The organism is Streptosporangium sp. NPDC006007 (genome assembly GCF_040614315.1).
Taxonomy (GTDB): Bacteria; Actinomycetota; Actinomycetes; order Streptosporangiales; family Streptosporangiaceae; genus Streptosporangium.
The window spans coordinates 164,580-189,838 of sequence record NZ_JBEXUG010000005.1; the positions used below are offsets into that span (position 1 = coordinate 164,580).

A 25,259-nucleotide genomic window follows, 5' to 3' on the forward strand; every position below is an offset into this window, starting at 1 on the left:
CGGCCACCGATCCCTGGACACGCCTTCCGTCCTTTGGCACAGTCGTCTGCCCCACCATCGTCTTTCCGGAGAACCAGTGCAGCGTTCATCGCCTCGCAGGCAACTTCCCCGTGACCCGGAGCCCTCGACACCGAGACTGGTCACCGTCGCCGGCGACATCCTCGCGGGTCGCGTTGTACTGCCCAAGTTCCAGCGAGGCTTTGTCTGGTCACGCCAGCAGATACTGAACCTGCTCGACTCCGTGACGCGGAACTACCCGATCGGCAGCATTCTCCTGTGGGAGAGCAACCAGGAACTGGCCAGTGAGAGGGCGATCGCGGACCTGGAGGTCGACTCGTTACCAAGTGGCCATCATTTGACTTCCTCCCGGCCCTAAAGGACCGGGATTCTCCGTGCCGCTGACGCGGCATGCTGCCGCGTTCGTGGCCGAGGTGGTTGACGTTTCACAGACCGCCCAGCGGCGAGGTCTCCACGTCCTGACACCGCAAGTCCTGCGGCCTTGATGTTCTTGGCGGCGTTGACGTCGGCGTGCTCGACATGGCCGCAGGAGGTGCAGGCGAACCGCGCTTGGCTCTCACGCGATGCCGCCTCCACCACCCTGCACGCCGAGCACGTCTGAGACGTGTACGCCGCCGGTACCTTGATCACCGTGCTGCCGGTGTACCTGGCCGCGTTGTTCACCGCGAGTTCCAGCCCGTACCAGCCCTTATCCAAAATCGCTCTGTTGAGACCCGACTTCTGAGCAACCCGCGAACCGGGCTGCTCCACGGTGCCCTTCGCGCCGGCCGTCATGTTCTTCGTTGTGAGGTTTTCCAGCACGATCGTGCCGTACCGGCCGGTGAGCGTCGCGGCGGTGCGGGCGTTGAAGTCCGCGCGACGGCACCGGATGCGCCGCATGACCGCGCCCAGTTCGGCCACCACGAGCTTGCGCCGGTTGCTCCCCTTGCGGGTGCGGGCGAGTTGCTGTTGGAGGCGCCGGTATCGCTGCGCCTCCCCGGCGGTGATGAACGGCCGGTTGTGGAAGTCCCCATCGCTGGTGGTGGCGGCGACCACCACACCCCGGTCGATGCCCACCGCCGGGCCTGGGTGCGCCTCCGGGGTGGTCTGTCCGTCCTCGACGAGGAACGACACGAACCAGTGTCGCCCGTCGCGGGAGATCGTGGCTGAGCGCACGGTGCCGCCGAGGGGGCGCGACCAGCGGAACCGCACCCATCCGAGTTTCGGCAGTTTCGCCCGGCCCCAACGGCGGCCGACCCGCTCCACCACGATCTGTTTGGCGTCGGGGAACCGAAACGACGGCGACCACCGGCGGTGGGAGCGCCACCGCACCTTCCAGGCCCCGTGAGTTTTGACCGCCTGGTCCAGGTCTTTGAGTGTCTGCTGGAGCACGTGAGCAGGTGCGTCCGACAGCCACCCGAAATCCCGTTTGGCGTCGGCGAGCTGTTTACACTGCTCGGCGTACCCGATGAACGCACCGCGCCGCCGGTAGGTGCGGCGTTGTTCCAACGCGGTGTTCCACACCGACCGGCAGATGCCGCCGATCTGTTCGGCGAACGTGGCCTGGCCGGGGGTGAACTCCGCCCGGTAGCGGCGCCCGGTCAGCACAAAACACCCCCTTCGTGGAAACGTTCAAGACCCCTCACGGTACCATAAGGAATCATGACTAACCGTATGAGTGTTCGAGAACTCCGGAACAGCCTCGGCCGCCGCGTCGAAGCGGCACACCTGACCGGGGAACACACCATCGTGGAGAAATACGGCGAAACCCAAGCCGTCCTCGTCCCCTACACCTGGTGGGCCGAACAACGCGAACGCGCAGGCTCAAGCACGCTCGCGCCCTAGTGGGCGCTCCCGCTCGGGCTAACCTCGGCCTGAAGGCCGAGGCTTGCGCCCTTCGATTCGGTCAACGAGATGGGCAAAGAGAGGATTCTTGCCCACCTCGCCAGTTGCCTGGTGACCGAGGAGGCCTTCGAGGCGGCGATGCGCAACGACTACCCGGAGTTCCTGCGCATCCGCTCGGAGACCCTGCACCGCCGTGTCCTCGAACTCGCCGGACTCGATTTTCTCTCTTGATCCCGCCGGTTCTCCCCGGCTCCGGTGGCGGCCGGACCGCCCCGGCGAAGCGCTCTCGGCGGATGTTCGCCCCCCGGCGAGGTGGGATGTGCCTCGCCGGGGGTTGATCCGGCCGGGCTACGGGGGAAAGCCCAGGCCGGACGGACGACGGCGGCTCCGCCTCCCTCCCCCTCCGAAGACCGCCTCCCTCCCCCTCCGAAGAGAGGACGGAGCCGCCCGGCCCCGGGATCGGCGCGCGATGGCCGGGGCCGCGTCCGTCTCCCTATCCGGAAACCGGTTCGGGAGCGGACGGGTCAGTGGAGAGCGGAGCGGTCCCGATGGCGCACCAGACCGTACGGCCCAGGCCGCAGCCCCGCTCGCGGACGCCCCACGCCAGCGAGATCTCACGAACGAGCAGCAGACCCCGGCCGTCCTCCGCGTTCGGCTCCCCCCGGACGTGAGGGCCGGAGAACGCCGACCCCGGATCGGTGACCTCCACGCCGACGAACTCCCTCGCCTCGGTGACGGTGAGACGGATGAGATCACCCGGTCTGACGTCGGAGTGCGTGATCGCGTTCGTCACCAGCTCCGAGACGGCCAGCACGACGTCGTCGATCGCGGGGTGAGCGTCCCCGAGCCACCGGCGCACCTCGGAGCGCGCCAGTGAAACGGACATACGGGCACCGGCCAGGCCGGTCTCCCCGAGAACCCTCGGCTCCACGCTCGTTACCCTCACGGCTTCACCCACCCGAAGAATTCGTCCCTGTCCGGCCTTCCAACCATGCCAAGGATCAGCTACATTAAGTAGTCGATTGACTTCATGCTGCTATCAACGGATTCAGAGTGAACTTACTGAAACGTTGGTGAAAAGCTCCCCCGGAGGTCAGATGCCAAAGGAAAGTGATCTCTATCCATCCGAGTCGCCGACCGCCCTCTTCGGCTTTGAGCTGCGACGACTCCGCAAGGTCCGAGGCTGGTCTCAGATCCAACTGTCGAAACTCGTGCCCTATTCCGTCGGGACGATCAGCATGATCGAGACCGCACAGCGGTCCCCCTCGGAGGAGTTCGCCCGATTCTGCGACGAGGCGCTGGGAGCGGAAGGGGCGTTGGTGCGGCTGTGGCCGATGGTCAGCCACACGGCGGCCCCCATGTGGTTCCGGCCATGGCTCGACGTGGAGGCCACAGCGGAGTCTCTCCGCACCTGGCAGCCACTGGTTGTTCCCGGCCTGCTCCAGACCGAAGACTACGCCAGGGCCATCTTGAGCGGTGAGATTGGCGTGACGCCCGAACAGATCGAGGACCAGGTAACCGCCCGCATAGAACGTCAGGCCATTCTTAAACGCGCCGTGCCCCCCTTGTTCTGGGCGGTTATCGACGAGGCGGTTCTCCATCGCCCGATCGGCAGTCCTGCCGTGATGGCGGCACAGCTCACCCACCTCCTCGAAGTCGGCCGAACTTCCCGAGTCACCATCCAGGTTCTTCCGCTTAGCGCCTGCTCCACGACCGGTCTTGGCGGTGGATTCGCTATCGCACAAACACAGGGAGTGTTCGATACGGCATACGTCGAGTCCGCCGGAGTAATGAGCCGGGTGACGGAGCGGCCAGAAGACGTCAGCGTTCTAACATACAGATACGAAGGGATTCGCTCCGAAGCACTGTCCAAGCGCGAGTCCCTAGAATTGATCAAGGAGACGCTGCAGCGATGGACGAGCTGATCCAGGAACTCGACACGGCCACATGGCGGAAGTCCACCCTGTCGGGGCCCGATGGCGGCGACTGTGTTGAGGTCGCCGAACTGTCCAGCGGACACCGGGGTCTCCGCGACAGCAAGGACTCCGCCGGCCCAACACTGATCTTCGCCCCCACTGAGTGGAGCACCTTCATCGCGGGGGTAAAGAGCGGCGAGTTCGACTAGTAAATTCACCACTATCTCAAGGAAGGTCCTCAGCATAGCGAGGACCTTCCTTGCAGTTCATAACCGGGAACGCTCATAAGCGAGAGTAACCGGCAAGGTCAGATTTGACCGCTAAAAGCTGCGTTCAACAAGGACGTTCTCAACGCTGCGGCACACTCGTCCGCAGCAGTTGTTTTTGCGAGACTGTCCATGACTCCGTCGAGCACTTGGACGACATGGTCCTGTACCGCACGCTCGGGCAGAGGGATGCGCAGCCGCTCGAACGCCTTGACGCCAAGGGTTCGATTGCGATCCGCCATACCTGGCGAGCAAGCACCCACATCGATGAGCCCAGCCCTCGTGAGCAGGTAGTAACGAACGAATCCAATATTCACCCTGGAGTCGCGTGGCAGATAAAAAAGGAAGCGATTCGATGCTACACATTCAAGATCCTCGGCCACAGTGACGCTTATGGCACCTTCCCATGCCTTGATGTTACTGAGAACAAGAGCATCCTCAAGGAATGTGAAGTAACGCAGCTTGCTTAGTTCAGCACCAGGGGCGGGAGCATATCGAATAGTTCCCTTTCCAAATGATCGAAGTCCAAGAGCCCGATATGGACTGTCTGGGTCAACCTCAATCGAGGTGCGCTCAGCTCGCAAAACTTCAGCGATCGAAACTCTAGGTGTATTATCGCCGGACACCGAGACAAGAAGAGATTCGAAGGCCGCAGCACTGGTTCGACGCATATGATCTCGGAGAATATCAACGCGCCTTAAATTAACGAAGGCGACGTCCAATCGATCAGCAATACGGCACTGCTCATCGAGATCAGGAAGCGGAACTTCGAGATCCATCAAAGCTTGCGGAGCTGTCCGCTTCCGGCGGACCATGGAACCACGCGGGGTAAGCCTTTCCCAAAGCTCTGGCCAAGTCACCAGATATCCGACATATCTGGCATCAGCTTCCAACTCGTTAATGTTGAACACCGGATACTCGGGAGACACATGGCTTCCGTCGAACTCTGACGACACAAGGGCAATGGCGCCCTCCCATGCGTTCAGCTTGCTCATCACGAGCTGACCGGCCTTCAGCGGAGTCAACCGCTGATATGCGGTCTCAAATCCTTGAATATCAGGCCTTTTGATTAGACCACGACCAAAACTGTAAATCCCCGCGATGGGATACTTCCCATCGGGATCAACTTCTGTTGAACCGGACGCCTGAGAGATCGCCACCCCGAGTGGACGCATTGGATAGCGGCTCACTTCGACACCTCAAGCTCCGCTGCGAGCCCTTCGAGAAGACCCAGGATTTCCCGTTCGGTGGCGACAAGGTCGGCGATCAGTTCCTGAGGAGATCGGTGGGCGAGGTCGTCTCCGGTGTCGGGGTTGGTCAGGTCGAGGTTGTAACCACCCGCCATGATGTCGGCGAACGGAACCCGCCAGGCGCGCTCGTTCTCCTCGCGGTTCTCGCGCTCGCGCCCACCCCACCAGGCGATGCACTCGTCGAACTCCTCGTCCCGCATGGGCTTGGTCTTGCTGTAACCCTTGCGCCCGTCGGGGGGGCGATCTCGTAGAACCAGGTCTCATTCGTCGACGAGCTGGTCGCGGTCCCATCCCGCCAGTTTCAGGTCGTGCTCGACGAGCGTCCGCCGGGTTTCGCTCTCATTTGGACTGGGGGATTCATTCGCCACAGCAAATTATTACGCGACAAGCCCGGCAGACGCCGCCGGCTCCACCGGACCGTGACATAACACCAGAGATTCGGTGCGCAGCGGCCGGAACGCGCCTCAGCGGTCGGCCATCCAGGAACCGTGGAAACCGGACGGGACGCGGCGCGGGAGCCGTACCGAGGCGACGAGGTCCAGGCCGGCCGCGTCCAGGACGAGCAGCCGCGAGCCGTCCCCCGAGTGGTCGGTGACGATCGACAGCAGCCAGCCGCCGTCCTCCGTCTCGGCACCGGCCGCGGGCACGAAGATCGCCTCGCCCGGCCTGCCGCCGACCTCCTTGACCTGTCCCACGCCGGTCTCGGTGTCGTACTTGACCACCGCGTCGTCGAAGACCGTGTACAGCAGGCGACCGGCCCGGCCGAGCCGGCCCTCGCTGCCGCTGCAGCGCCGCGCGGCGGACGCCGTTTCCCGGACTTTCCGCAGTTGCCGCCAGCGGCGGGTCGCGGTCCGGGGGTCCCCGAGGTCATACCTCCGCCGGCAGGCGAGCGTGATCCGTGGGGGGTGCGGCATAGCCGGGCAGGCGCAGCACGAGCCGTGCGCCGCGGGGGCTGTCTTCGATGGTGAGGGTGCCGCCGTGGGTTTCGGCGATCTGCCGGGCGATCGGCAGGCCGAGCCCCGTGCCGCCGGTGTCCTTTATGCGGGAGGCCTCCAGGCGGGTGAACCGCTGAAAGACGGCCTCCCGCTGGTCAGGGGCGATGCCCTCGCCGTCGTCGGACACCTTCAGCACCGCCGTATCCGATTCGAGCGTGAGGGTGACCGTGATGGCGGAGTCGGCGTGGCGTTCGGCGTTGTCCAGCAGGTTGTTCAGCAGCCGGGTCAGGCCGATCCGCTCCCCGTTCATCATCACGCCGGGGGTGAGGTGGCGGATCACCGCGACCCGGCGTGGCCGCCGGTCCAGCTCGAATGTCACGAGGCCGGTCAGGTTGACGGGGTCGCGCCGGCCGCTGATGCCGGCGTCCAGCCGGGCGATCTGCAACAGGTCGGTGACCAGGTCCTGAAGCCGTTCCACACTGCTCAGCAGTGCGTTCGCCGTTCGCGGCCAGTTGGCCTCCCGCGGGTACATGAGTGCCTCCTCGATCTGCACGCGCATGGCGGCCAGCGGGCTGCGCAGATCGTGGGAGGCGTCCGAGGCGAACCGCAGCTGCTGTTCGACCGCCGACTGGGCCCGGTCCAGGGTCTTGTTCGCGATCTCGGCGAGGTCGCGCAACTCGTCCTGGTACTTCGGGACCGGCACCCGGTGGCCGAGATCACTCGCGGTGATCTGGGCGAGCTTGCCGCTGATCGCGCCCACCGGCTCCAGGGTCTTGCTCACGGTCCGGTAGGTGCCCACCGTGGTCGCCCCGACCAGCAGGAGCCAGCAGGCGGCGAGCGGGATCAGCAGCTGAGGGCCCACGTACCAGGGAACATCGGCGACGGCCATGTTGAGCCACCACACGCCGCTGGCCTTGTGCAGGGGGTAAGAGATCACGATCTTGCACTGGCCGGGGAACGCACGAAGGTCACACAACCGTGCAACCGCATAAGAGTCGACATCGGGGCGAAGGTTGGTTATCGGCGGCTCGCGCGCCAAGAAGCCCGAGGTGGCGGCGACCAGCGTGCCGGCCGGGTCGAACACCTGAACCGCCTCGTTGGGCGCACCCGACGGCAGCTGCGGGGATACGCCGCTCTGGCGTATCTGCTTGCCCATGTCCACGGCCTGGGCGACGAGTTGTCTCGTCCGATACTCAACGGCGGCCTCCCGTACCGTTACCAGGGCGAACACCGCGACGGCGGTACAGAGCAGCGCCATGACGGCACCGGCCACCACGGTCAAGCGGCCCCTGATGGAGCACCGATGCCACGTGCTCACCGTGATTCTCCCCTCACGACCGGACGCACCCCCTGACGACTTCTTACCGCTCCTGGGGAGACTTACGACCAAAGCCGCGTAAACGTCAGCTGGAACACATGGAATGCCCATTTCATGGCGAAGGAGGCACAGGGACGAGCTGATCATGCTCGCCGCGGACTCGGCAGCCGGGCCCTTCCGCGGGGTTCCACAACCAACCGCATTGATTCGGATATGACTCGACCGCGCCGCACGCGGGTTTCGCGGTGGGCGCGGTCGGGTGAGGGACGTGGTCGCCTTGTGGGCGGCCGTCGGACGCGTGCCCCGGCAGGTCGTGCCGGGCGGCGCGGGGCCGTACCTAGCGGGTGGCGCGGTTGACGGCGGAGATGATGGCCTTGAGAGCGGCGGCGGTGGTGTTGGCGTCGATGCCGACGCCCCAGAGCGCCCGGCCCGCCACCTCGCACTCGATGTAGGAGGCGGCCTTGGCGTCGGTGCCCGCGCTCATCGCGTGCTCGGCGTAGTCCAGGACCCGGACCTGGATCCCGATCCCGGACAGGGCGTCGCAGAAGGCGGAGATCGGGCCGTTGCCGACCCCCTCCACCTCGCGGATCTCACCCTCGACCCGCAGGTCGGCGGCGATCGCGTCCTGGTCGTCGCCCCTGGAGACGGTCCGGTGGGACAGCAGGCCCAGGCGGCCCCAGGGGCCGGCCGGGTTCGGGAGGTACTCGTCGGTGAAGACCTCCCACATCTGCGCCGGGTTCACCTCGCCGCCGAGGGCGTCGGTGCGGGCCTGGACGACACGGGAGAACTCGATCTGCAGGCGGCGCGGCAGGTCCAGATGGTGGTCGGCCTTCATGATGTAGGCGACCCCGCCCTTGCCGGACTGGCTGTTGACCCGGATGACCGCCTCGTAGCTGCGGCCGATGTCCTTGGGATCGATCGGCAGGTACGGCACCGCCCAGGTGAACTCGTCCACCGGCACCCCCGCCGCGGCCGCGTCGCGCTCCAGGTGCTCGAAGCCCTTCTTGATGGCGTCCTGGTGGGAGCCGGAGAAGGCGGTGTAGACGAGCTCGCCGCCCCAGGGGTGGCGCGGGTGGACGGGCAGCTGGTTGCAATACTCGGTTACCCTGCGGATCTCGTCGATGTCGGAGAAGTCGACCTCCGGGTCGACGCCCTGGGAGAACAGGTTCATGCCGAGCGTGACCAGGCAGACGTTGCCGGTGCGCTCGCCGTTGCCGAACAGGCAGCCCTCGATGCGGTCGGCCCCCGCCATGTAGCCCAGCTCGGCGGCGGCCACCGCGGTGCCCCGGTCGTTGTGCGGGTGCAGGGAGAGCACGATCGAGTCGCGGTAGGCCAGGTTGCGGTGCATCCACTCGATCTGGTCGGCGTAGACGTTCGGCGTGGCCATCTCGACCGTGGCGGGCAGGTTGACGATGACCTTGCGCTCCGGGGTCGGCTGCCAGACGTCGTTGACGGCGTTGCAGACCTCCACGGCGTACTCCAGCTCGGTCCCGGTGAAGGACTCCGGCGAGTACTGGAAGTAGATCTCCGTGCCCTCCATCTCAGCGGCCAGCTTCCCGCACAGCTTGGCGCCCTCGACCGCGATCGCGGTGATGCCGTCCCTGTCCTGGCCGAAGACGACCCGGCGCTGCAGCGTCGAGGTGGAGTTGTACAGATGGACGATGGCCCGCCTGGCTCCGCGCAGGGACTCGAAGGTCCGCTCGATCAGCTCGGGCCTGGCCTGGGTGAGGACCTGGATCACCACGTCGTCGGGGATCCGGTCCTCCTCGATGATCCGCCGGACGAAGTCGAAGTCGGTCTGCGACGCGGCGGGGAAACCCACCTCGATCTCCTGGTAACCCGTCCTCACCAGCAGCTCGAACATCTTGAGCTTGCGGTGGGAGTCCATCGGGTCGATCAGTGCCTGGTTTCCGTCACGCAGGTCCACCGCGCACCACCGGGGAGCCCGGTCGATGACCTTGCCCGGCCAGGTACGGTCGTCCAGCCGGATCGGGACGTAGGACTGATAACGCTCAAAAGGCATGGGACTGGGCTGCTGCTGCGGATACATGCAAGGCTCCTCGACGGGGAAGACAGTCGCGGCCGACACGCATGGCTCGCTCCGCGACGAGGGAGCCGGCCTTCTACAGGCCCTCGTCGCGGCAGCTAAGAAGCAGCACGCGCAGCATGCCTAGCACGTTAGCAGACCATCCCGGATACCTGAGCCACGGTCTCACATGGCGAAACGCGGGAGGTCACGGCGCCCGATGGGGCACCGGGGACGGAGACGACCGCCCGCACACCGGCCTCACGCCCCCGCACGGCCTCACGCCGGCCGTTCCGGACCGGGAGTTACAGTGGCGCTACCGCCGACAACAGGGGGACGAAATGAAGGATGACGATATTCTCGCCCACATCCACGAGTTGATCGCCGAGGAGCACGCGCTCCGCGGCCGGCTCTCCTCCGGCGCCATCTCCTCGCACGAGGAGAACAACCGGATCGTCCAGTTGGAGGAGGCCCTCGACCAGGCCTGGGACCTGCTCAGACAGCGCCGGGCGCGCCGGGAGTTCGGGGAGGACCCCAACTCGGCGGCGCCGCGCCCGATCGACGAGGTCGAGGAGTACCGCCAGTAGACCGGAACGGCCCTGACAGCGCCGCTCTAGTCGCTGGAGCGGCCCTGACAGCGCGGATCGACCGGGCCCTGCGGCCGGGTCGGGGCAAGCCAGGAGACCACGCTCTGCTCGACGTACCAGCCGTGCAGGTCCACCCAGGTCCCGGGGACCGCGCCGGGATCCGGGCACAGGACTCGGGAGTGGATCGCACTGTTCTTGACGAAGCTCACCGCGCCCTCACGCTCCAGAATGGTGGACATCTGGTCGTCACTGGAGACCAGGTAGCCCACGAGGACCCGTGACGAGCTGTTCTCGGTCAGCTGCAGGGCCGTCAGGGGGAGAATCGGCGCCTTCATCACGACCACCCCCACCAGGAACGGCGTGAAAATCGCGATCACGATCGCGATGCCGTGGGTGAGGCTCCGGGCCGACGCCTCGGGAACCGGACCGGTCAGCAGGACCGTGGCCCCCGGCGGAAGCGTGAGGAGGATCGCGGTCGCCACGTCACGCGCGGCGAGCGCCGCGCCGATCGCCGGCCACAGCACCGCGTAGGAGAGCACGGCGATCAGCACGGGCAGCCCATAGCACACCACGGCCCGCAGTTCCCGGCGGTCCGGGAACCGGTCTCGGACGAGCAATCCCACCGCGGCCGTCGACAGCATCGCCAGCGTCGGCAGGAAACGCAGTTGCCAGGAGAACACCCCCACCACGACGGCCAGGAGCACCACCCAGCCGGGGAGCCGTTCGGCGGCGCGCACCAGCCAGGAGGAGCGGCGCGCGCTGATCGAGTAGAGGGTGCCGAGCACACGGCCGCCCAGGATGAGGGCGGGCAGGACCCATATCGTCGTCAGGAGAACACCGCTGAGCAGGCCCAGCGGGCTGATGCTCTGCACCAGCAGGAGCAGCGTCTGGGTGTCCTGCCCGCTGGCGTACCAGAGCCGGGTCACCAGCAGGACGAGGGGGAACACCGGGAGCAGCGCGAGCAGCCACTCCTGGTTCCTCGGTGCGGCCTTGACCCGTCCGGTCTCCTTCACCGGGAGAGGCCCTCCCGAACGGGGAAGGTCCGCTCCCACGGCCATCTGCGCACCTCGGGAGGGGGCCCGCACGGCTGCTCCGGCTGAGCCACGCCCATGGGGGGACGCTCATGGGGAGGAACGTCCGGAAACATCGAGCCGATGTGCTTCTCGTAGGCCTTCTCCCACCTCTGGTCATGCGGATCGGCGCAGGACCGGTAGAGCGAGAGGTTGACCAGGGTGCGCAGCGCCTTGTTGGGGCCCACGTTGACCGCCCACATCTCATCCTTGTCCAGTGCGATGTCGTGATACTTGAGTCTCTTGGCGGTCTCCTTCGATTTCAAGGACTCATTGACGAATCCGGCTAGAAGGGCCGCGTCGGTGGTCACCGCGTCGAACTCGTCGTCCTTCAGGCCGGCCACACAGTCACTGAGCAGGTTCTTGCCGGTGACGGTGGCCTTCGTCGCCTTCGCCAACTCCTGCTCGGAGGTGGAGGTGCCGAGCGTGCAGACCTTCATGTCCTTCAGCTGTCCCAGCGAGGTGATGTTCCCCAGATAGCCGGATCTGGTTATCACCGACTGCTCGGTGTAGAGGTAGGGCATGGAGAAGCCGATGGCGGGCTTCTTCTCGCGATCGGGCGTCACGCTGAAGCTGGAGATCACGAGGTCCACCTTGACAGGCTTGCCCTTGCCGTCCGTGGCCATCATGCGCGCCCTGTCCTCGGTCTCGATGGGCAGAAACTCGACCTTGCCGGACGGGAAACCCAGATCCGCGGCGATCATGCGAGCGATGTCGATCTCGAACCCCGTGAAGACGTCGCTGCCGGACCGTTCCCGGTAGGAGATGCCGGGGATGTCGCCCTTCACGCCGATCCGGAGCTTGTCCTTGCCGATCAGCCTGGCCTGCTCCCACAGCTCGGCCTCGGTGGGCGACGCCCTCACCCACAGGACCGACGCGCCGACCACGACCGCGGCCAGAACCAGCGCGATCCACGCGAGGAGCCGGAACCGCCTCATCCGATACGGCCGGGCCCGATCGGCCGTACGAGTGGACTCCGGCGGCGGCCCCGACCGCGATCCGTGGTCCTCGACGGGGGCCGTTGGCTCCTCAGCCGGTGTCTCCGCGTCCACAGGTTCCTCAGCCATGATCCCCCTGAACTCCTGTTTACCCGCAGGCTATGTCGCGATTACCGAAATCGGGCACGCCTTGACCAAGACGAGATAAACCAGCCGCGCCCCGGAGTTCCGGTGACCGTCGTCCGATGCGGCTACCCGGCCCGCCCGCCCCCTCCGCCCATTCACTCCACCCGCCGCCCCGGCCGCTCCGGAGCCCCGAAGAATCACCTTCAATTTACACACATCTTTAATATTATTTCATTCCAGGCGTGCAGATAAAATCCCGATCCACCCGAAATGCGCCACATAAACCACCTCCATACACAAAGGTCAGAACCCCAAAACGCTTCCTTGGAATACCTCATCCAACTCATGGACTCCGCATTTACCCGCCTGTATCTTGAGCGGTGTCCAACGCGTGAAAGCAGAAACCCGGGAGGCGCCAATGGCTCCGCAATGGCCGGCGACCATAACAGACCGGGAAGTGGTCTCCGTCAACAGAACGGACCGCTCGGACGGCTACGACTGGATCGCACACCTGCGCTTCACGTACAGCAACGGCGTGGTGGGAAACTGGAACCTGTCCGGCGGCATATCCCACCGGGGCCGGTTCACCGAGTGGCTGACCACCTTCTCCGTGGACAACGTCCCTCCGACCACCCCGCCGGACCGGCTGGTCAGGGAGATGAGAGTGAAGATCGACTACGGAGAGGAAGGCGACCCGGAAGAGCTCCGCGCGGCCGGCACGCGCTCCGTCCTGCTCGACCAGGCCACGACCTACGCGGACGGTCACACCGACGTCACGACAGGTCAGCCGCTCCTGGTGCAAAAGACACTCCGCGACCTTTCCATCGAGGAGACGATCGCGCAGATCAGCCACCTCATCGAGAAGGCCGGCAGCCGCCCTCAGCAGTAGCCTGGAAGGAGGGAAAGTGCCGTCACCTGTTTTCCGGGAATCGGCGCCCGCGCGGCGCCTCAGTCGTAGAAGCCCAGGCGGCGCAGCTGCTTGGGATCGCGCTGCCAGTCCTTGGCGACGCTGATCCGCAGGTCGAGATAGACCCGGGTGCCGAGCAGCGCCTCGATCTGCCGGCGGGCCTGACTGCCGACCTCTTTGAGCCTGGCGCCCTTGTGCCCGATGACGATGGCCTTCTGCGAGGGACGCTCGACGAACATGTGGGCGTAGATGTCGAGCAGGCCGTCACGGCCCTCACGGGGCAGCATCTCGTCGACGACGACCGCGATCGAGTGCGGCAACTCGTCCCTGACCCCCTCCAGGGCGGCCTCACGGATCAGCTCGCCCACCAGCACCTGCTCGGGCTCGTCGGTGAGCCGGCCGCCCTCGTACAGCGGCGGACTCTCCGGGAGCCGGTCGATCAGCACCTCGGCCAGGACGTCGAGCTGCTCCCCCGACTGCGCCGAGACCGGGACGATCTCCGCGAAATCAGCGAGCCGGGAGACCGCCAGGAGCTGCGCGGCGATCTGCTCGCGGGTCGCCAGGTCGCACTTGGTCACCACGGCGACGACCGGGGTCTTCCTGATCGCGGCAAGTTTCTCGGCGATGAACCGGTCGCCCTTGCCGACGGGCTCGTTGGCGGGCAGGCAGAAGCCGATCACATCGACCTCGGTGAGGGTGGACAGCACCAGGCTGTCCAGCCGCTCGCCCAGCAGGGTGCGGGGCCGGTGCAGGCCGGGGGTGTCCACGATCACGAGTTGGGCGTCCGGACGGTGCACGATGCCTCTGATCGCCCGGCGGGTCGTCTGGGGCTTGGACGAGGTGATGGCCACCTTCGTGCCGACCAACGCGTTCATCAGCGTGGATTTGCCGACGTTGGGCCTACCGACGAAGCAGGCGAAACCGGCATGGAAATCTGTAGCTGAGGAACTCACGTCAACCATTGTCCCCGATGCCGGACTCAGCTCTGACGCAACGTCCCGTCGGGACCGGCCACGAGCGGCGTCCGCCCGCCCAGATCCCGGACCGCCTGCGCGTCCGCCGGAGTCGGCCCGTCCCCCTCGGTGACCAGCGCGGCCGCCTCCAGGGACTCGGCTCCACTGGACACGGCCATCGCCACGGCCACCTGCAGCGCCGACAGCGTCAGCGACGGCAGCGCCACGTTGGTCGCCACGTAGGTCCGGCCGGTCTCGTCACGCACGGCCGCCCCCTCGGCGGCGCCGTTTCGGGCACGGGCTGAACGGGCCAGCACGATGATCTTGTTGTCCTCGGGGTCGAGGGTCGCGTCACTCACGGCACAAGGGTATTCAGCTCACCGGACCCGGCGCGACCAGGCCCGCCCCGCCGCCTGGGCCGCCTCCGCGCCGATCCGCCCCGACGACCGGCACGGGCCTGTTCCACCGCCGCGGGCGGACGGCGCGGATGTCTTGCGGCCTGCGGTCAGGCGGCTGCTCGGTCGAGCAGGAACCGCGCGAGCCGCCCGGTGCGCTCGGCGTCGACCCGGGCGACCCCGGTGTGCACCAGGGAGACCAGGGTGTGCCCGGTGAGGGCGAAGACAAGGTGCATCTCGTACGGATATCCGTTCAGCCGACCGCGCAGCCGCCTGCCCTGAACGTCTCCGCCGACGGCGCCCAGCTTCAGGCCGGACACCTTGAAGGAGGTGCCTCTGCCCGCCGTGGAGCTCTTCGCGACCCGGCAGGTGCTCAGCGCCTTGGTGAGCTCGGCGAAGTGGAGTCGCGCGTCCTCGCCGGCGTAGGAGGCCAGGCTGACCCCGGCCAGCTCGCCCAGCCGGTCGCCCGGGTAGGTCACGGCCACCCGCGCCTCCGGCTCCCGCAGGGGCGGGTGGCCGCCGGCGGTGTCGAGGATCAGCCGGCAGTGGCGGTTGGACGCCTGGAACGGGGGTGCCCAGCCGTCACGCGGCTTGGCCGAGAACCCGTCCGGCAGCCTCGACGCCTCCTCCCGCAGCATTCCCCGCAGCCGCGTCAGCTCCGCGCGGGCGTCCCTGTCGGGGAGACCGTCCGCCGCCCCGCCACCGCACCCCGCCGCGCCTCCGGCCAGAACCCCGCAGACGGCAGCGGCAATGACCACTCGAATCCCCCGCGTCATGAATCTTCCCCCGATGTCACATGCGAGGCGTCTTGTCCCCTTGTCCCCGCCGATCCCCTTTCTTCCCCATCGGCAAAAACGGCAATCATCAAGAAACGCCTAAGGGTGCCCTCAACCGCCTTATGTGGCCGAGAACACCCTTCAGCGAGAGACGCGGGCCGTCTGTCGGCGGCCTCGCGCGCTCTTTCCCGAGGGGCTGTCCTCGCGCCGCGAACCCCTCCCGGCGCCGGGGACCTCCCCGACGGCACCCGCGCAACCAGGCGCCGCGACAGGAGGATGACGCGTGCCGCTTGCAGAACGCTTGCGGACCGCTTGGGGTGCCGCCCACCGTGGACACCGGCGCGAACGAGGCCGGCCGCGGGGACCCGGTGGAGAACCGACCAAGACGTGTGGAGACGGGATCGCGGAGAGGGCGGTGCCGTGGAGGGGACGTCAGTCCTGGTCCGCGGCGGTGGTGACCGAGTCGGGCTCGGCGGAGACGGTCCTGCGGACGAGAACCGTGCCGATCCGGTTACGGCGCCCGGCGAGGCTCTCCGCGGTCAGGCTGAGCCCCTCCACCACCGCGTGGGAGCCGGCGATCGGCACCCGGCCCAGCGCGTGGGCCAGCAGCCCGCCCACGGTCTCGACGTCGTCCACCTCAAGCTCGATGTCGAACAGGTCCTCCAGATCGTCCACGGGCAGTCTGGCGGTCACCCGGACCGAGCCGTCGTCCAGCGGCTCCACCCGGGGAGCCTCCTGGTCGTACTCGTCGGTGATCTCGCCCACGATCTCCTCAAGGATGTCCTCGATGGTGACCAGGCCCGCCGTCCCGCCGTACTCGTCGATGACGATGGCCTGGTGGATCCGCCGGGCCTGCATCTCACGCAGGAGCTGGTCGATCGGCTTGCTCTCCGGCACGTAGGTGGCCGGACGCATGATCGTCTCGACCTGCTCGGCGCCGCTGCCGCCGCCCGTCTCCTGCACCCGGCGCACGATGTCCTTGAGATAGGCGATGCCGATGACGTCGTCCTCGTTCTCGCCGACCACGGGAATCCGGGAGAAGCCGCTGCGCAGGGCGAGCGACAGGGCCTGGTTCAGAGTCTTGCCGCGTTCGATGAACACCATGTCGGTGCGGGGCACCATGACCTCGCGGACCAGGGTGTCGCCGAGCTCGAAGACCGAGTGGATCATCTCCCGCTCGTCCGGCTCGATGACCCTGCGCTCCTCGGCCAGGTCGACCAGGTCGCGCAGTTCGGCCTCGGAGGTGAACGGCCCCTCCCTGAAGCCCTTGCCGGGGGTCACCGCGTTGCCGAGCAGGATGAGCAGCTTGGGCAGGGGACCGAAGATCCTGGTGAGGCCGTACACCAGGGGGGCGCTGGCGAGCGCGATCGCTTCGGCGTGCTGGCGGCCCAGCGTGCGGGGGGAGACCCCGACGATCACGTAACTGATCACGATCATGACAGCCGCCGCGGCGGCGTAGGCCCCGCCCTGGTCGCCGACCCAGTCGATGAAGAGCAGGGTGGCGATCACCGTGGCGACCAGCTCGCAGCTCAGCCTGAGCAGGAGCAGCAGGTTGAGGTAGCGCGGCGGGTCGGCGACGATCGCCTGCAGGCGCACCGCCCCCCTGCGCCCGTCGCGGACGAACTCCTCGGCCCGTACCCGCGATATGCGGGTCAGGGCCGTCTCCGCACTGGCTATCAGGCCGCCGACCACAACGAGGACGACGGCCGAGAACAACCACCCGTTGGCGAGGTTCACCGCTGGGGGCGCACCTCCCGCCACGTTTCCAGGAGCTCGCCCTGCAGACCGAACATCTCCTTGTGCTCCTCGGGCTCGGCGTGGTCGTAGCCGAGCAGGTGGAGGATGCCGTGCGTGCACAGCAGCTCCAGCTCCGCCTCGGTGCTGTGTCCCGCCTCGGCCGCCTGCCTGGCGGCCACCTGCGGACAGAGCACCACATCGCCCAGGAGCGCCGGATCGGTGGGGGCGTCGCCCTCCTGCCGGGCACCGCTGCCGGGGCCGGGACGCAGTTCGTCCATCGGGAAGGCGAGCACGTCGGTCGGGCCGGGCTCCCCCATCCACTGCTCGTGCAGCACCGACATGGCCTGCTCGTCCACCACCAGGATGGACAGCTCGGCGAGCGGGTTGATGTCCATCCGCTCCAGCACGTGCCCGGCCAGCGAGACGATGATCCCCTCGTCGATCTCGACGCCGGACTCGTTGTTGACCTCGACGCTCATCGGTCGCTCACCGTTCTTCCCCGGGGCCGCTTGACCATGCCCTTGATCGGCTGCGGCTCGCTCCGCCGCAGCGTCTCGTCATAGCGCCCATAGGCATCCACGATGTCGCTGACCAGCTTGTGCCGTACCACGTCGGCGCTGGTCAGCCGGCTGAAGTGAATGTCGGGGATGCCGTCGAGGATCTCCTGAACGACCTTCAGGCCGCTCTGCGTGCCTCCGGGCAGGTCGACCTGGGTCACGTCACCGGTGACAACGATCTTCGAGTTGAACCCCAGTCGCGTCAGGAACATTTTCATCTGCTCCGGCGAGGTGTTCTGCGCCTCGTCCAGGATGATGTAGGCGTCGTTGAGCGTACGGCCGCGCATGTAGGCCAGAGGGGCGACCTCGATCGTGCCCGCGGCCATCAGCCGGGGGATGGAGTCGGGGTCGAGCATGTCGTGCAGCGCGTCGTAGAGCGGGCGCAGGTAGGGGTCGATCTTCTCGTAGAGGGTGCCGGGCAGGAAGCCGAGCCGTTCGCCGGCCTCGACCGCCGGGCGGGTGAGGATGATCCGGTTGACCTTCTTCTCCTGTAGCGCCCTGACGGCCTTGGCCATCGCCAGGTAGGTCTTGCCGGTGCCGGCCGGGCCGATACCGAAGACGATGGTGTGCCGGTCGATCGCGTCGACGTAGCGCTTCTGGTTCACGGTCTTCGGGCGGATCGTCCGGCCCCGTGAGGAGATGATGTCGAGGGAGAGCACCTCGGCGGGGCGGTCGGAGGTCATCCGCAGCATCGCGATGCTGCGTTCCACAGCGTCCGTGCTGAGCTCCGCCCCTCCCCGGACGAGCTCGGACAGCTCCTCGAAGAGGCGCACCAGGGTGCTGCTCTCCTCCGGGCTGCCGGTGATGGTGATCTCGTTGCCCCGGACGTGAACGTCGGCGCGGAAGGCGGCCTCGATGACCCGCAACAGCTCGTCACCTGAGCCCAGCAGGCTCACCATCGAATGCTCGTCCGGAATCACCACCTTTGCCTGGGTCCGACTGGGGCCCTTCGACCTAGGCTGGGGGGCTCTGCTGGAATCGTTTGTCTCGGACATGGGCGGGCCTTACGGCCTGTTCGCCTCCAGATATCGGCGTGTCACTTCCACGCCATCGTATCCGTGATCGGCGCGATCGCGCCTGCCGGTTTTACCCGGGCGGCCAGGCCATGCCGCGCCCGCCGAGCACGTGTCCGTGCACGTGGAAGACGGTCTGACCCGCTTCGGGGCCGGTGTTGAAAACCACCCGGTAACCCGAGCCCGCGATGCCCTCCTGCTCCGCGACCGCGTGCGCCGCCTTGAACACGTCGTCGGCGAGCCCGTCGTCGGCCTCGGCCAGCGCCGCCGCGTCCGGGTAGTGCTCCTTGGGGATCACCAGCACGTGGGTCGGCGCCTGGGGATTGACGTCCCGGAAGGCCAGGGTGCGGTCGGTCTCATGGACGATCTTCGCGGGGATCTCCCCGGCTGCGATCCTGCAGAACAGGCAGTCGGCTTCGCTCACCATGCAGGCACCCTATCCCTTGGTGACGTTGTCAATCGGTGATGGTTCATCGTCGGCAAAGAAAGATCCACCCGGATAAGGTGGGTATGTAAAACTTCAACAACGACAGACCATGCGATTAGCGCGATATGGCTGCCTGGCGAGGACACGACTGGGTCATGCCCCCTAATGAACCGGAAGAGCGTAAACCCTCTGGGAAGGCCGAGCGTCCTACTGATGTGACCACCGAGACCCTCGTGGCCGACAGGTCGCTCGGGGCGGTGCCCGTCGGGTGGGATGCCGACATGGCCGTTACCGCGCTCTACAGCGCGCACTATCGGTCTCTTGTGCGTCTCGCAGTGTTGCTCGTCCGCGATATCGCAACCGCGGAGGAGGTCGTGCAGGACGCGTTCGTCGCCATCCATGGCGCCTGGCGTCGACTGCGCGACACCGACAAGGCACTCGCCTACCTGCGCCAATCGGTCGTCAACCGATCGCGCTCGGTGCTTCGGCATCGAGCGGTCGTGGAGAAGTACGCCCCCAAGGGACTGCCCGACGCGCCCAGCGCCGAGAACGGCGCGATCGGCGAGCTGGAACGGTCGGCCGTCATCGAGGCGCTTCGCGGCCTGCCCGCGCGACAGCGCGAGGCACTGGTTCTGCGCTATTACGGCGACCTGTCCGAGGCGCAGATCGCCCATGCCATGGGCATCAGCAAGGGTGCGGTCAAGAGTCACACGGCTCGTGGCATGGCCGCCCTACGAACCTCACTGGAGCAACTGTCATGACCGACTCTCCCGATGATGAGTACGGCGAGCTGCTCCGCCGTGCCCTGAACGCGGAGGCGAACTCGGTCGTTCCCTCCCCCGACGGGCTGGAGATCATCCGCACTCGGATAGAGAGGCGGGGGCTCCGCGGGCTGATGTGGTGGCGCGCCGGGGCCTCGGTCGCCGGGGCCGTCCTCGTCGCGGCCACCGTCGTCATGGTGGTCCCGCAACTGCGTGAGCAGGTGACCGAGCAGGTCACGAGCGGCGAGGTCAACTTCACCGAGTCGACCTCGCCGGAGATGTCGGCCACCTCGCGCCCACCCGTGGAAAGAGATCAGCGGCCTCTGCCCGTCATCAGGCCGGGCGTCACGTCGCCGTCGATCGGCCCGTCCAAGACCTCGGCCCCGAGCCCAACGGCGACCCCGAGGCCCTCCAGGACCCCGAAGCCCACGCCGTCGCCCACCTGCCCCACCACGCCGGCCACCACGGTCGAGCCGGAGGGACTGCCCAAGGAGTGCAAGGAGACGGAGACGCCGACTCCGACGCCCGCGGAGCCCGGTGGTCCCTCCGACCCCCCGTGCGCGGTCGGCGAGTGCCCGCCGCCGGTGGACAACCGGCAGCCCCTGCTGCCGACGGCGGCGGCGACCCCGACCCCCAGCGGGCGCTAGCCCGTCACCAGCGACCGGTGCGCGCCTGAAGCACCGCCGCCGCGGCGACCCCCGCCGTCGAGGTGCGCAGCACCGTCGGCCCGAGCAGCGCCGGTACGGCTCCCGCCTCGCGGAACGCGGTGATCTCCTCCTCGGCGACACCTCCCTCCGGCCCGACCACCACCACGATGTCGCCGCCGGTCGGCAGATCCAGGGTGGACAGGGGGGAGGCGGCCTCCTCGTGCAGCACCAGGCCGAGCGCGGCCGACGCCAGCAGGGCGGCGACACCGGAGGTGGCGGCGGGCTCGGTCACCTCGGGCAGGTGGAAACGGCGGGACTGCTTGCCCGCCTCCCGCGCCGTGGATCGCCAGCGGGCCAGTGACCTGGCCGCCCGGTCGCCCTTCCACCGGGTGACGGACCGGCCCGCGGCCCAGGGCACGATCACGTCGACGCCGGTCTCGGTCATCATCTCCACGGCCAGCTCGCCCCGGTCGCCCTTGGGCAGCCCCTGCACCACGACCAGTCGCGGGCTCGGCGGGGGCACGTCGTAGCGGCGCAGCACCTCGACACGGAGCGAGTCCCTGCCCACGTCGCGGACCACGCACTCGGCGACGGCGCCCGCGCCGTCGGTGAGGTCGAGCCGCTCCCCCGCGCGCAGCCGCCGTACCGCCGCCGCGTGGTGTCCCTCGGGGCCGCCGAGGGTGAACTCCGGTCGCGCCAGGTCGGCGGCCTCGGCCAGGAAGACCGGGACGGTCATCGGCCGGCGGCCCGCCGGGCGGCCCCAATGACCCGGACGACCCGCTGAGCGGCCCGCTCAGCGGCCATTGAAGGCGTCCCTGAGCCGGGAGAAGAGGCTCTGCTGCCCCGGGGCGAACTTGCCGGGCGGGCGCTCCTCGCCGCGGAGCTTGGCGAGCTCGCGCAGGAGCTCCTCCTGGGCGGGGTCCAGACGGTTGGGCGTCTCCACACTGACGTGTATCAACAGGTCTCCCCGGCCGGTCCCGTTGAGACGCTGGACGCCCCGGCCGTACAGCGGGATGGTCTGCCCGGACTGGGTGCCCGGCCGGACGTCCAGCTCCTCGGCGCCGTCGAGCGTCTCCATGGTCAGGATCGTGCCGAGGGCCGCCGCGCTCATCGGGATCTGCACGGTGCAGTGCAGGTCGTCGCCGCGGCGCTCGAAGGTGTCGTGCGGACGCTCGACGATCTCCAGGAACAGGTCGCCGGGCGGCCCTCCGCCGGGGCCGATCTCGCCTTCGCCGGCGAGCTGGATGTGGGTGCCGTCCTCCACCCCGGCGGGGATGCGGACCTTGATGGTCCGCCGGGTGCGGACCCGGCCGTCGCCGGAGCACTCCTGGCAGGGGTGACGGATGATCGAACCGAACCCGCCGCACTGGGGACAGGGGCGGGACGTCATGACCTGGCCGAGGAAGGACCGCGTGACCTGGGAGACCTCACCTCGTCCGTGGCAGACGTCACAGGTGTCGGGGTGGGTGCCGGAGGCCGCGCCGGAGCCGGTGCAGACCTCGCAGAGCACGGCGGTGTCGACGACCAGCTCACGGGTGGTGCCGAAGGCCGACTCCCGCAGGTCGAGCTCCACCCGGATGGTGGCGTTGCGGCCGCGGCGGGCGCGCGAACGTGGGCCTCGGCCCCCTCCTCCACCGCCGCCGGCCGCGCCGAAGAAGGCGTCCATGATGTCGCTGAACGGGAAACCCGCGCCGAACCCCCCGGCGCCCGCACCGCCACCGGCGGCGAACGGATCGGCTCCCATGTCGTACATCTGGCGCTTGCCGGGGTCGGACAGCACCTCGTACGCCTGCGTGATGTCCTTGAACCGCTCCTGAGTCTCAGGGTCGGGGTTCACATCGGGATGCAGTTCCCTGGCCAGGCGGCGGTAAGCCTTCTTGATCTCTTCCGCACTGGCATCGCGGCGCACCCCGAGGGTGCCGTAGTAGTCACTCTTAGCCACTTAGTTGACCTCTTAGGATGCAGCCAGGATCTGGCTGACGTAGCGTGCCACCGCGCGCACCGCGCCCATCGTGACCGGGTAGTCCATTCGCGTCGGCCCCAGCACACCGAGCCGGGCCAGTTGCTTGTCCCCCGAACCGTATCCGGCGACGACGATGGATGTGCCCTGAAGCCCGGTGTAGGGGTTCTCCGAGCCGATCCGCACCGTCAGCGCCGAAAGATCCGAGGTCTCGCCGAGCAGGCGCATGAGCACCACCTGCTCCTCCAGGGCCTCCAGCACATCGCGCAGGCCGACGGTGAAGTCGGCTCCCGCGAGGTTGGCGGCCCCGGCAAAAACGATCTTCTCATCGTGCCGGTCCACAAGAGACTCCAGCAGCACCGACAGGATCGTGGCCGCGAGCGGCCGGTCCTCCGCCGGAAGCCGCTCGGGCAGGTCCGCGACCATGTCGGGAACCCCCGCCAGACCGCAGCCGTCCAGACAGGCGTTGAGGGTCGCGCGCAGGTGGGCCACGCGGTTCTCGTCGACGACGTCGGGAAGCTCGACCACGCGCTGCTCGACCCGCCCGGTGTTGGTGATGAGCACGAACATCAGCCGGCGCTCGCTCAGCGGGACCAGCTCGACGTGCCGCACCTTGGAGTTGGTCATCGTGGGGTATTGGACCACGGCGACCTGGCGGGTCAGCTGGGCCAGCAGCCGGACCGTGCGCATCACGACGTCGTCGATGTCGACCGCGCCCGCGAGGAAGGTCTCGATGGCCCTTCTCTCCGGGGCGGACAATGGCTTGACCTGCGAGAGCCGGTCGACGAAGAGCCGATAGCCCTTGTCGGTCGGCACCCGGCCCGCACTGGTGTGGGGCTGGGCGATGTAGCCCTGCTCCTCCAGCACCGCCATGTCGTTGCGGATGGTCGCCGGCGACACACCCAGGCTGTGACGGTCCGCGAGGGCCTTGGAACCCACCGGCTCGTTGGTGGACACGTAGTCCTCGACGATGGCCCGAAGGACCGCCAGTTTACGGTCGTCGACCAACGTGCTCACCTCCCTACCTGCGTTCGGACGGGAAAACGTCAGGTCTGGCACTCTGTGTTCCCGAGTGCCAAGTGTACGGCTCCCGTCCTCGGGGTGCGATAACACGGCAGCACGATGATGGGGCCAAGTCGTTATCAAGTCACCTGCTATCGCTATCCAACCGGTAAGCCCCACAATTTGATATATGTCCCATGATTTCGGATCCCCCTCGGGCGACGCCGGTTCGGGCCCGCCCGGATACGGCGCCCCCCAGCAGCCCTACGGCCAGCCGCACCAGCAGCAGTACCAGGGCGGCCCCCCCTACGGTTATCCACCCCCCGGATACGGCGCCCCCCAGGGGCCTCCGCCGAAGCCGAAGGTCAAGCCCGGCATCGGCTGGATCGTCGGCGCCTGGCTCGTCTTCGTGCTCAGCGTGATCGTCGGTGTGGCCGGCTTCGCCGGCGGCGTCTTCAGCGCGGTCACCGACGCCGCGCCCACCAGCTCGTTCGGCCCCGGCGAGAACGTGACGGTCACGCTGAACCCGGCGGACAGACCCGCCATCTACGTCTCCGCCGACAAGGGCACCAAGTTCGAGTGCCAGATCCAAGGTGCCCCCGGAACGGTCCGGCTTCAGCAGCCGGGCACGCAGCAGACCGTCACCAACGACGGCGTGCTGTGGGAGCTGGCGCTGCGGGTGGGGGTGGACAAGGCCGGCGACTACCAGCTCACCTGCACCGCCTCCGAGGGGTCGGCCGCCACGTTCGGCGTGGGCAAGGAGATCGCCGCCGACTCGGTGGTGGGCGGCGCGATCGCGCTGATCGCGGTGCCGGGCACGGGTTTCCTGCTGGCCGTTCTCGTGACGATCATCGTGCTGGTCAAGCGGAGCGGCGCGCGCAAGCGCCAGGCGGCCGCGGCCGGCCCGTGGGGGCAGCAGGGACCGTACGGCAGGTGATGATTTGCTACCGTCCACTTGATCCCCGACAGGAGAGGGTGGGCGGTCGGTGATGTACGAGCGTGACGTTCTGGCGGGAAGCAGCCGGCGTCCCCTGAAGGGAAGTGTCCCGGAGGTTCCCGCGGATCCGGACCTGGTCGTGGAGGACGCGGAAGGGGGCTTCTGCGGCGCCGTGGTGGCCTGCGACAAGGAGGCCGTCACACTTGAGGACCGATTCGGGCGACGGCGGGTGTTCCCCCTGGAGAGCGCCGCCTTCCTGCTGGAGGGCAAGGTCGTGACACTGGTACGGCCCGCCGCCGCGCCGCGGGGACCGAGGCGGAGCGCCTCGGGCTCCATCGTGGTCGAGGGCCTGCGGGCCCGGGTGGCCAGGGAGAGCCGGATCTACGTGGAGGGCGTGCACGACGCCGCGCTCGTGGAGAGGGTCTGGGGCCACGACCTGCGGGTCGAGGGCGTGGTCGTCGAGTATCTGGAGGGCGTCGACCACCTGCCCTCGATCGTCGAGGAGTTCGAGCCCGGCCCGGACCGCCGCCTGGGCGTGCTCGTCGACCATCTGGTCCCCGGCTCGAAGGAGAGCAGGATCGCCGCCAGGGTCTCCTCCCCGCACGTACTGATCGTCGGACACCCGTTCGTGGACGTCTGGCAGGCGGTCAAGCCGTCGGCGCTCGGCATCCCCGCCTGGCCGGCGGTGCCGCGCTGCGTCCCCTGGAAGGAGGGCGTCATCGCCGCCCTGGGCTGGGGGGTGGACCCCGGTGACGCGTGGCGCCGCGTTCTCGGATCGGTCACCTCATACGCGGATCTGGAGCCGGAGCTGCTCGGCCCGGTCGAGGAGTTGATCGACTTCGTGACCGTTCCCGGTCGGGACGGCTGATCCCACCCCCGTCGCGAGGGGCCGTGAGCGACGGCTCCGGCCACC

General features: G+C 67.9%; 30 protein-coding genes. 11 read left to right on the plus strand and 19 right to left on the minus strand.

Going from position 1 to position 25,259, the window contains the following annotated elements; all coding sequences use genetic code 11:
- Positions 1-76: 76 nt before the first annotated feature.
- Entirely contained in the window at positions 77-376 is a 300-nt protein-coding gene (locus ABZ194_RS06390; RefSeq protein ID WP_355592973.1) for a DUF262 domain-containing protein, read from the plus strand.
- Here the strand turns inward: ABZ194_RS06390 and ABZ194_RS06395 are convergent.
- Positions 373-1,605 (minus strand): transposase, encoded by a 1,233-nt coding sequence (locus ABZ194_RS06395; protein ID WP_355592975.1) that lies wholly within the window; start codon positions 1,603-1,605, stop codon positions 373-375. The genes ABZ194_RS06390 and ABZ194_RS06395 overlap by 4 nt on opposite strands.
- Before the next feature lie 54 nt (positions 1,606-1,659).
- Here ABZ194_RS06395 and ABZ194_RS06400 point away from each other — a divergent pair, with 54 nt between their 5' ends.
- Together ABZ194_RS06400 and ABZ194_RS06405 are read left to right on the plus strand one after the other, a co-directional pair.
- Positions 1,660-1,842 (plus strand): hypothetical protein, encoded by a 183-nt coding sequence (locus tag ABZ194_RS06400; protein WP_355592977.1) that lies wholly within the window; start codon positions 1,660-1,662, stop codon positions 1,840-1,842.
- 69 nt (positions 1,843-1,911) lie between these two features.
- Entirely contained in the window at positions 1,912-2,073 is a 162-nt protein-coding gene (locus ABZ194_RS06405; protein ID WP_355592979.1) for a hypothetical protein, read from the plus strand.
- Positions 2,074-2,335: 262 nt separating this feature from the next.
- Here the strand turns inward: ABZ194_RS06405 and ABZ194_RS06410 are convergent, their stop codons facing one another.
- A complete protein-coding gene (locus tag ABZ194_RS06410) occupies positions 2,336-2,788 on the minus strand; it encodes an ATP-binding protein (protein WP_355592981.1) in 453 nt (150 codons plus the stop codon).
- A 151-nt stretch (positions 2,789-2,939) separates the two neighbouring features.
- On the opposite strand from ABZ194_RS06410, the gene ABZ194_RS06415 reads away from it, so the two are divergent.
- Positions 2,940-3,767, plus strand: coding sequence for a helix-turn-helix transcriptional regulator (locus tag ABZ194_RS06415; RefSeq protein WP_355592983.1), 828 nt, complete (start codon positions 2,940-2,942; stop codon positions 3,765-3,767).
- Positions 3,755-3,967: a DUF397 domain-containing protein gene (locus ABZ194_RS06420; RefSeq protein WP_355592985.1), complete on the plus strand. Its 213-nt coding sequence runs from the start codon at positions 3,755-3,757 to the stop codon at positions 3,965-3,967. Before ABZ194_RS06415 ends, ABZ194_RS06420 begins: the two co-directional genes overlap by 13 nt.
- A gap of 98 nt (positions 3,968-4,065) precedes the next feature.
- Here ABZ194_RS06420 and ABZ194_RS06425 read toward each other — a convergent pair whose 3' ends face one another.
- The 5 genes from ABZ194_RS06425 to leuA all read right to left on the minus strand — a co-directional run bounded on the left by ABZ194_RS06425 (position 4,066) and on the right by leuA (position 9,577).
- Positions 4,066-5,214, minus strand: coding sequence for a hypothetical protein (locus ABZ194_RS06425; protein WP_355592986.1), 1,149 nt, complete (start codon positions 5,212-5,214; stop codon positions 4,066-4,068).
- On the minus strand, positions 5,211-5,474 hold the full coding sequence (locus ABZ194_RS06430) for a hypothetical protein (protein WP_355592988.1): 264 nt from the start codon (positions 5,472-5,474) through the stop codon (positions 5,211-5,213). The genes ABZ194_RS06425 and ABZ194_RS06430 overlap by 4 nt, the downstream gene beginning before the upstream one ends.
- A 264-nt stretch (positions 5,475-5,738) precedes the next feature.
- The gene (locus ABZ194_RS06435; RefSeq protein ID WP_355592990.1) at positions 5,739-6,188 is read right to left on the minus strand and encodes a carotenoid oxygenase family protein; all 450 of its coding nucleotides are present in this window, start codon (positions 6,186-6,188) and stop codon (positions 5,739-5,741) included.
- Complete coding sequence (locus ABZ194_RS06440; protein ID WP_355592993.1) at positions 6,142-7,527, minus strand: HAMP domain-containing sensor histidine kinase; 1,386 nt, start codon at positions 7,525-7,527, stop codon at positions 6,142-6,144. The genes ABZ194_RS06435 and ABZ194_RS06440 overlap by 47 nt, the downstream gene beginning before the upstream one ends.
- Positions 7,528-7,864: 337 nt before the next feature.
- Positions 7,865-9,577 (minus strand): 2-isopropylmalate synthase, encoded by a 1,713-nt coding sequence (leuA, locus tag ABZ194_RS06445; RefSeq protein WP_355592995.1) that lies wholly within the window; start codon positions 9,575-9,577, stop codon positions 7,865-7,867.
- A gap of 317 nt (positions 9,578-9,894) precedes the next feature.
- Between leuA and ABZ194_RS06450 the strand changes: the two genes are divergently transcribed.
- Entirely contained in the window at positions 9,895-10,140 is a 246-nt protein-coding gene (locus tag ABZ194_RS06450) for a DUF2630 family protein (RefSeq protein ID WP_355592997.1), read from the plus strand.
- 26 nt (positions 10,141-10,166) lie between these two features.
- Here ABZ194_RS06450 and ABZ194_RS06455 read toward each other — a convergent pair whose 3' ends face one another.
- On the minus strand, positions 10,167-11,153 hold the full coding sequence (locus ABZ194_RS06455) for a hypothetical protein (protein ID WP_355592999.1): 987 nt from the start codon (positions 11,151-11,153) through the stop codon (positions 10,167-10,169).
- Positions 11,150-12,277 (minus strand): transporter substrate-binding domain-containing protein, encoded by a 1,128-nt coding sequence (locus tag ABZ194_RS06460; RefSeq protein ID WP_355593001.1) that lies wholly within the window; start codon positions 12,275-12,277, stop codon positions 11,150-11,152. The genes ABZ194_RS06455 and ABZ194_RS06460 overlap by 4 nt, the downstream gene beginning before the upstream one ends.
- 415 nt (positions 12,278-12,692) lie before the next feature.
- On the opposite strand from ABZ194_RS06460, the gene ABZ194_RS06465 reads away from it, so the two are divergent.
- Positions 12,693-13,163 (plus strand): hypothetical protein, encoded by a 471-nt coding sequence (locus tag ABZ194_RS06465; RefSeq protein ID WP_355593003.1) that lies wholly within the window; start codon positions 12,693-12,695, stop codon positions 13,161-13,163.
- Between the two features lie 59 nt (positions 13,164-13,222).
- On the opposite strand, the gene era is transcribed toward ABZ194_RS06465, so the two are convergent.
- From era to ABZ194_RS06500, 7 genes are all read right to left on the minus strand, one after another.
- Entirely contained in the window at positions 13,223-14,143 is a 921-nt protein-coding gene (gene era, locus ABZ194_RS06470; RefSeq protein ID WP_355593005.1) for a GTPase Era, read from the minus strand.
- 17 nt (positions 14,144-14,160) lie between these two features.
- A complete protein-coding gene (locus ABZ194_RS06475) occupies positions 14,161-14,493 on the minus strand; it encodes a cytidine deaminase (RefSeq protein WP_355593007.1) in 333 nt (110 codons plus the stop codon).
- Positions 14,494-14,639: 146 nt separating this feature from the next.
- Positions 14,640-15,287, minus strand: coding sequence for a hypothetical protein (locus tag ABZ194_RS06480; RefSeq protein ID WP_355593009.1), 648 nt, complete (start codon positions 15,285-15,287; stop codon positions 14,640-14,642).
- Between the two features lie 450 nt (positions 15,288-15,737).
- On the minus strand, positions 15,738-17,042 hold the full coding sequence (locus ABZ194_RS06485) for a hemolysin family protein (RefSeq protein ID WP_355593011.1): 1,305 nt from the start codon (positions 17,040-17,042) through the stop codon (positions 15,738-15,740).
- Entirely contained in the window at positions 17,039-17,521 is a 483-nt protein-coding gene (gene ybeY, locus ABZ194_RS06490) for an rRNA maturation RNase YbeY (protein WP_355593013.1), read from the minus strand. The genes ABZ194_RS06485 and ybeY overlap by 4 nt, the downstream gene beginning before the upstream one ends.
- On the minus strand, positions 17,518-18,594 hold the full coding sequence (locus tag ABZ194_RS06495) for a PhoH family protein (protein ID WP_355593015.1): 1,077 nt from the start codon (positions 18,592-18,594) through the stop codon (positions 17,518-17,520). Before ABZ194_RS06495 ends, ybeY begins: the two co-directional genes overlap by 4 nt.
- Before the next feature lie 91 nt (positions 18,595-18,685).
- Complete coding sequence (locus tag ABZ194_RS06500; protein WP_355593155.1) at positions 18,686-19,036, minus strand: histidine triad nucleotide-binding protein; 351 nt, start codon at positions 19,034-19,036, stop codon at positions 18,686-18,688.
- 284 nt (positions 19,037-19,320) lie between these two features.
- Here ABZ194_RS06500 and ABZ194_RS06505 point away from each other — a divergent pair, with 284 nt between their 5' ends.
- Positions 19,321-19,800, plus strand: a complete 480-nt coding sequence (locus ABZ194_RS06505; RefSeq protein WP_189792110.1) for a SigE family RNA polymerase sigma factor — start codon at positions 19,321-19,323, stop codon at positions 19,798-19,800.
- On the plus strand, positions 19,797-20,447 hold the full coding sequence (locus ABZ194_RS06510) for a hypothetical protein (RefSeq protein ID WP_355593017.1): 651 nt from the start codon (positions 19,797-19,799) through the stop codon (positions 20,445-20,447). Before ABZ194_RS06505 ends, ABZ194_RS06510 begins: the two co-directional genes overlap by 4 nt.
- 4 nt (positions 20,448-20,451) lie before the next feature.
- Here ABZ194_RS06510 and ABZ194_RS06515 read toward each other — a convergent pair whose 3' ends face one another.
- From ABZ194_RS06515 to hrcA, 3 genes are read right to left on the minus strand one after another with little or no spacing between them, the layout of a single operon-like run.
- A complete protein-coding gene (locus ABZ194_RS06515; RefSeq protein WP_355593019.1) occupies positions 20,452-21,183 on the minus strand; it encodes a 16S rRNA (uracil(1498)-N(3))-methyltransferase in 732 nt (243 codons plus the stop codon).
- A gap of 57 nt (positions 21,184-21,240) precedes the next feature.
- Positions 21,241-22,389: a molecular chaperone DnaJ gene (dnaJ, locus tag ABZ194_RS06520; RefSeq protein WP_355593020.1), complete on the minus strand. Its 1,149-nt coding sequence runs from the start codon at positions 22,387-22,389 to the stop codon at positions 21,241-21,243.
- Positions 22,390-22,401: 12 nt separating this feature from the next.
- Positions 22,402-23,415: a heat-inducible transcriptional repressor HrcA gene (gene hrcA, locus ABZ194_RS06525; protein WP_355593158.1), complete on the minus strand. Its 1,014-nt coding sequence runs from the start codon at positions 23,413-23,415 to the stop codon at positions 22,402-22,404.
- A gap of 184 nt (positions 23,416-23,599) precedes the next feature.
- On the opposite strand from hrcA, the gene ABZ194_RS06530 reads away from it, so the two are divergent.
- Positions 23,600-24,346: a hypothetical protein gene (locus tag ABZ194_RS06530; RefSeq protein WP_355593022.1), complete on the plus strand. Its 747-nt coding sequence runs from the start codon at positions 23,600-23,602 to the stop codon at positions 24,344-24,346.
- A 52-nt stretch (positions 24,347-24,398) separates the two neighbouring features.
- The gene (locus ABZ194_RS06535; protein ID WP_355593160.1) at positions 24,399-25,214 is read left to right on the plus strand and encodes a DUF3097 domain-containing protein; all 816 of its coding nucleotides are present in this window, start codon (positions 24,399-24,401) and stop codon (positions 25,212-25,214) included.
- The last annotated feature ends 45 nt before the right edge of the window (positions 25,215-25,259 follow it).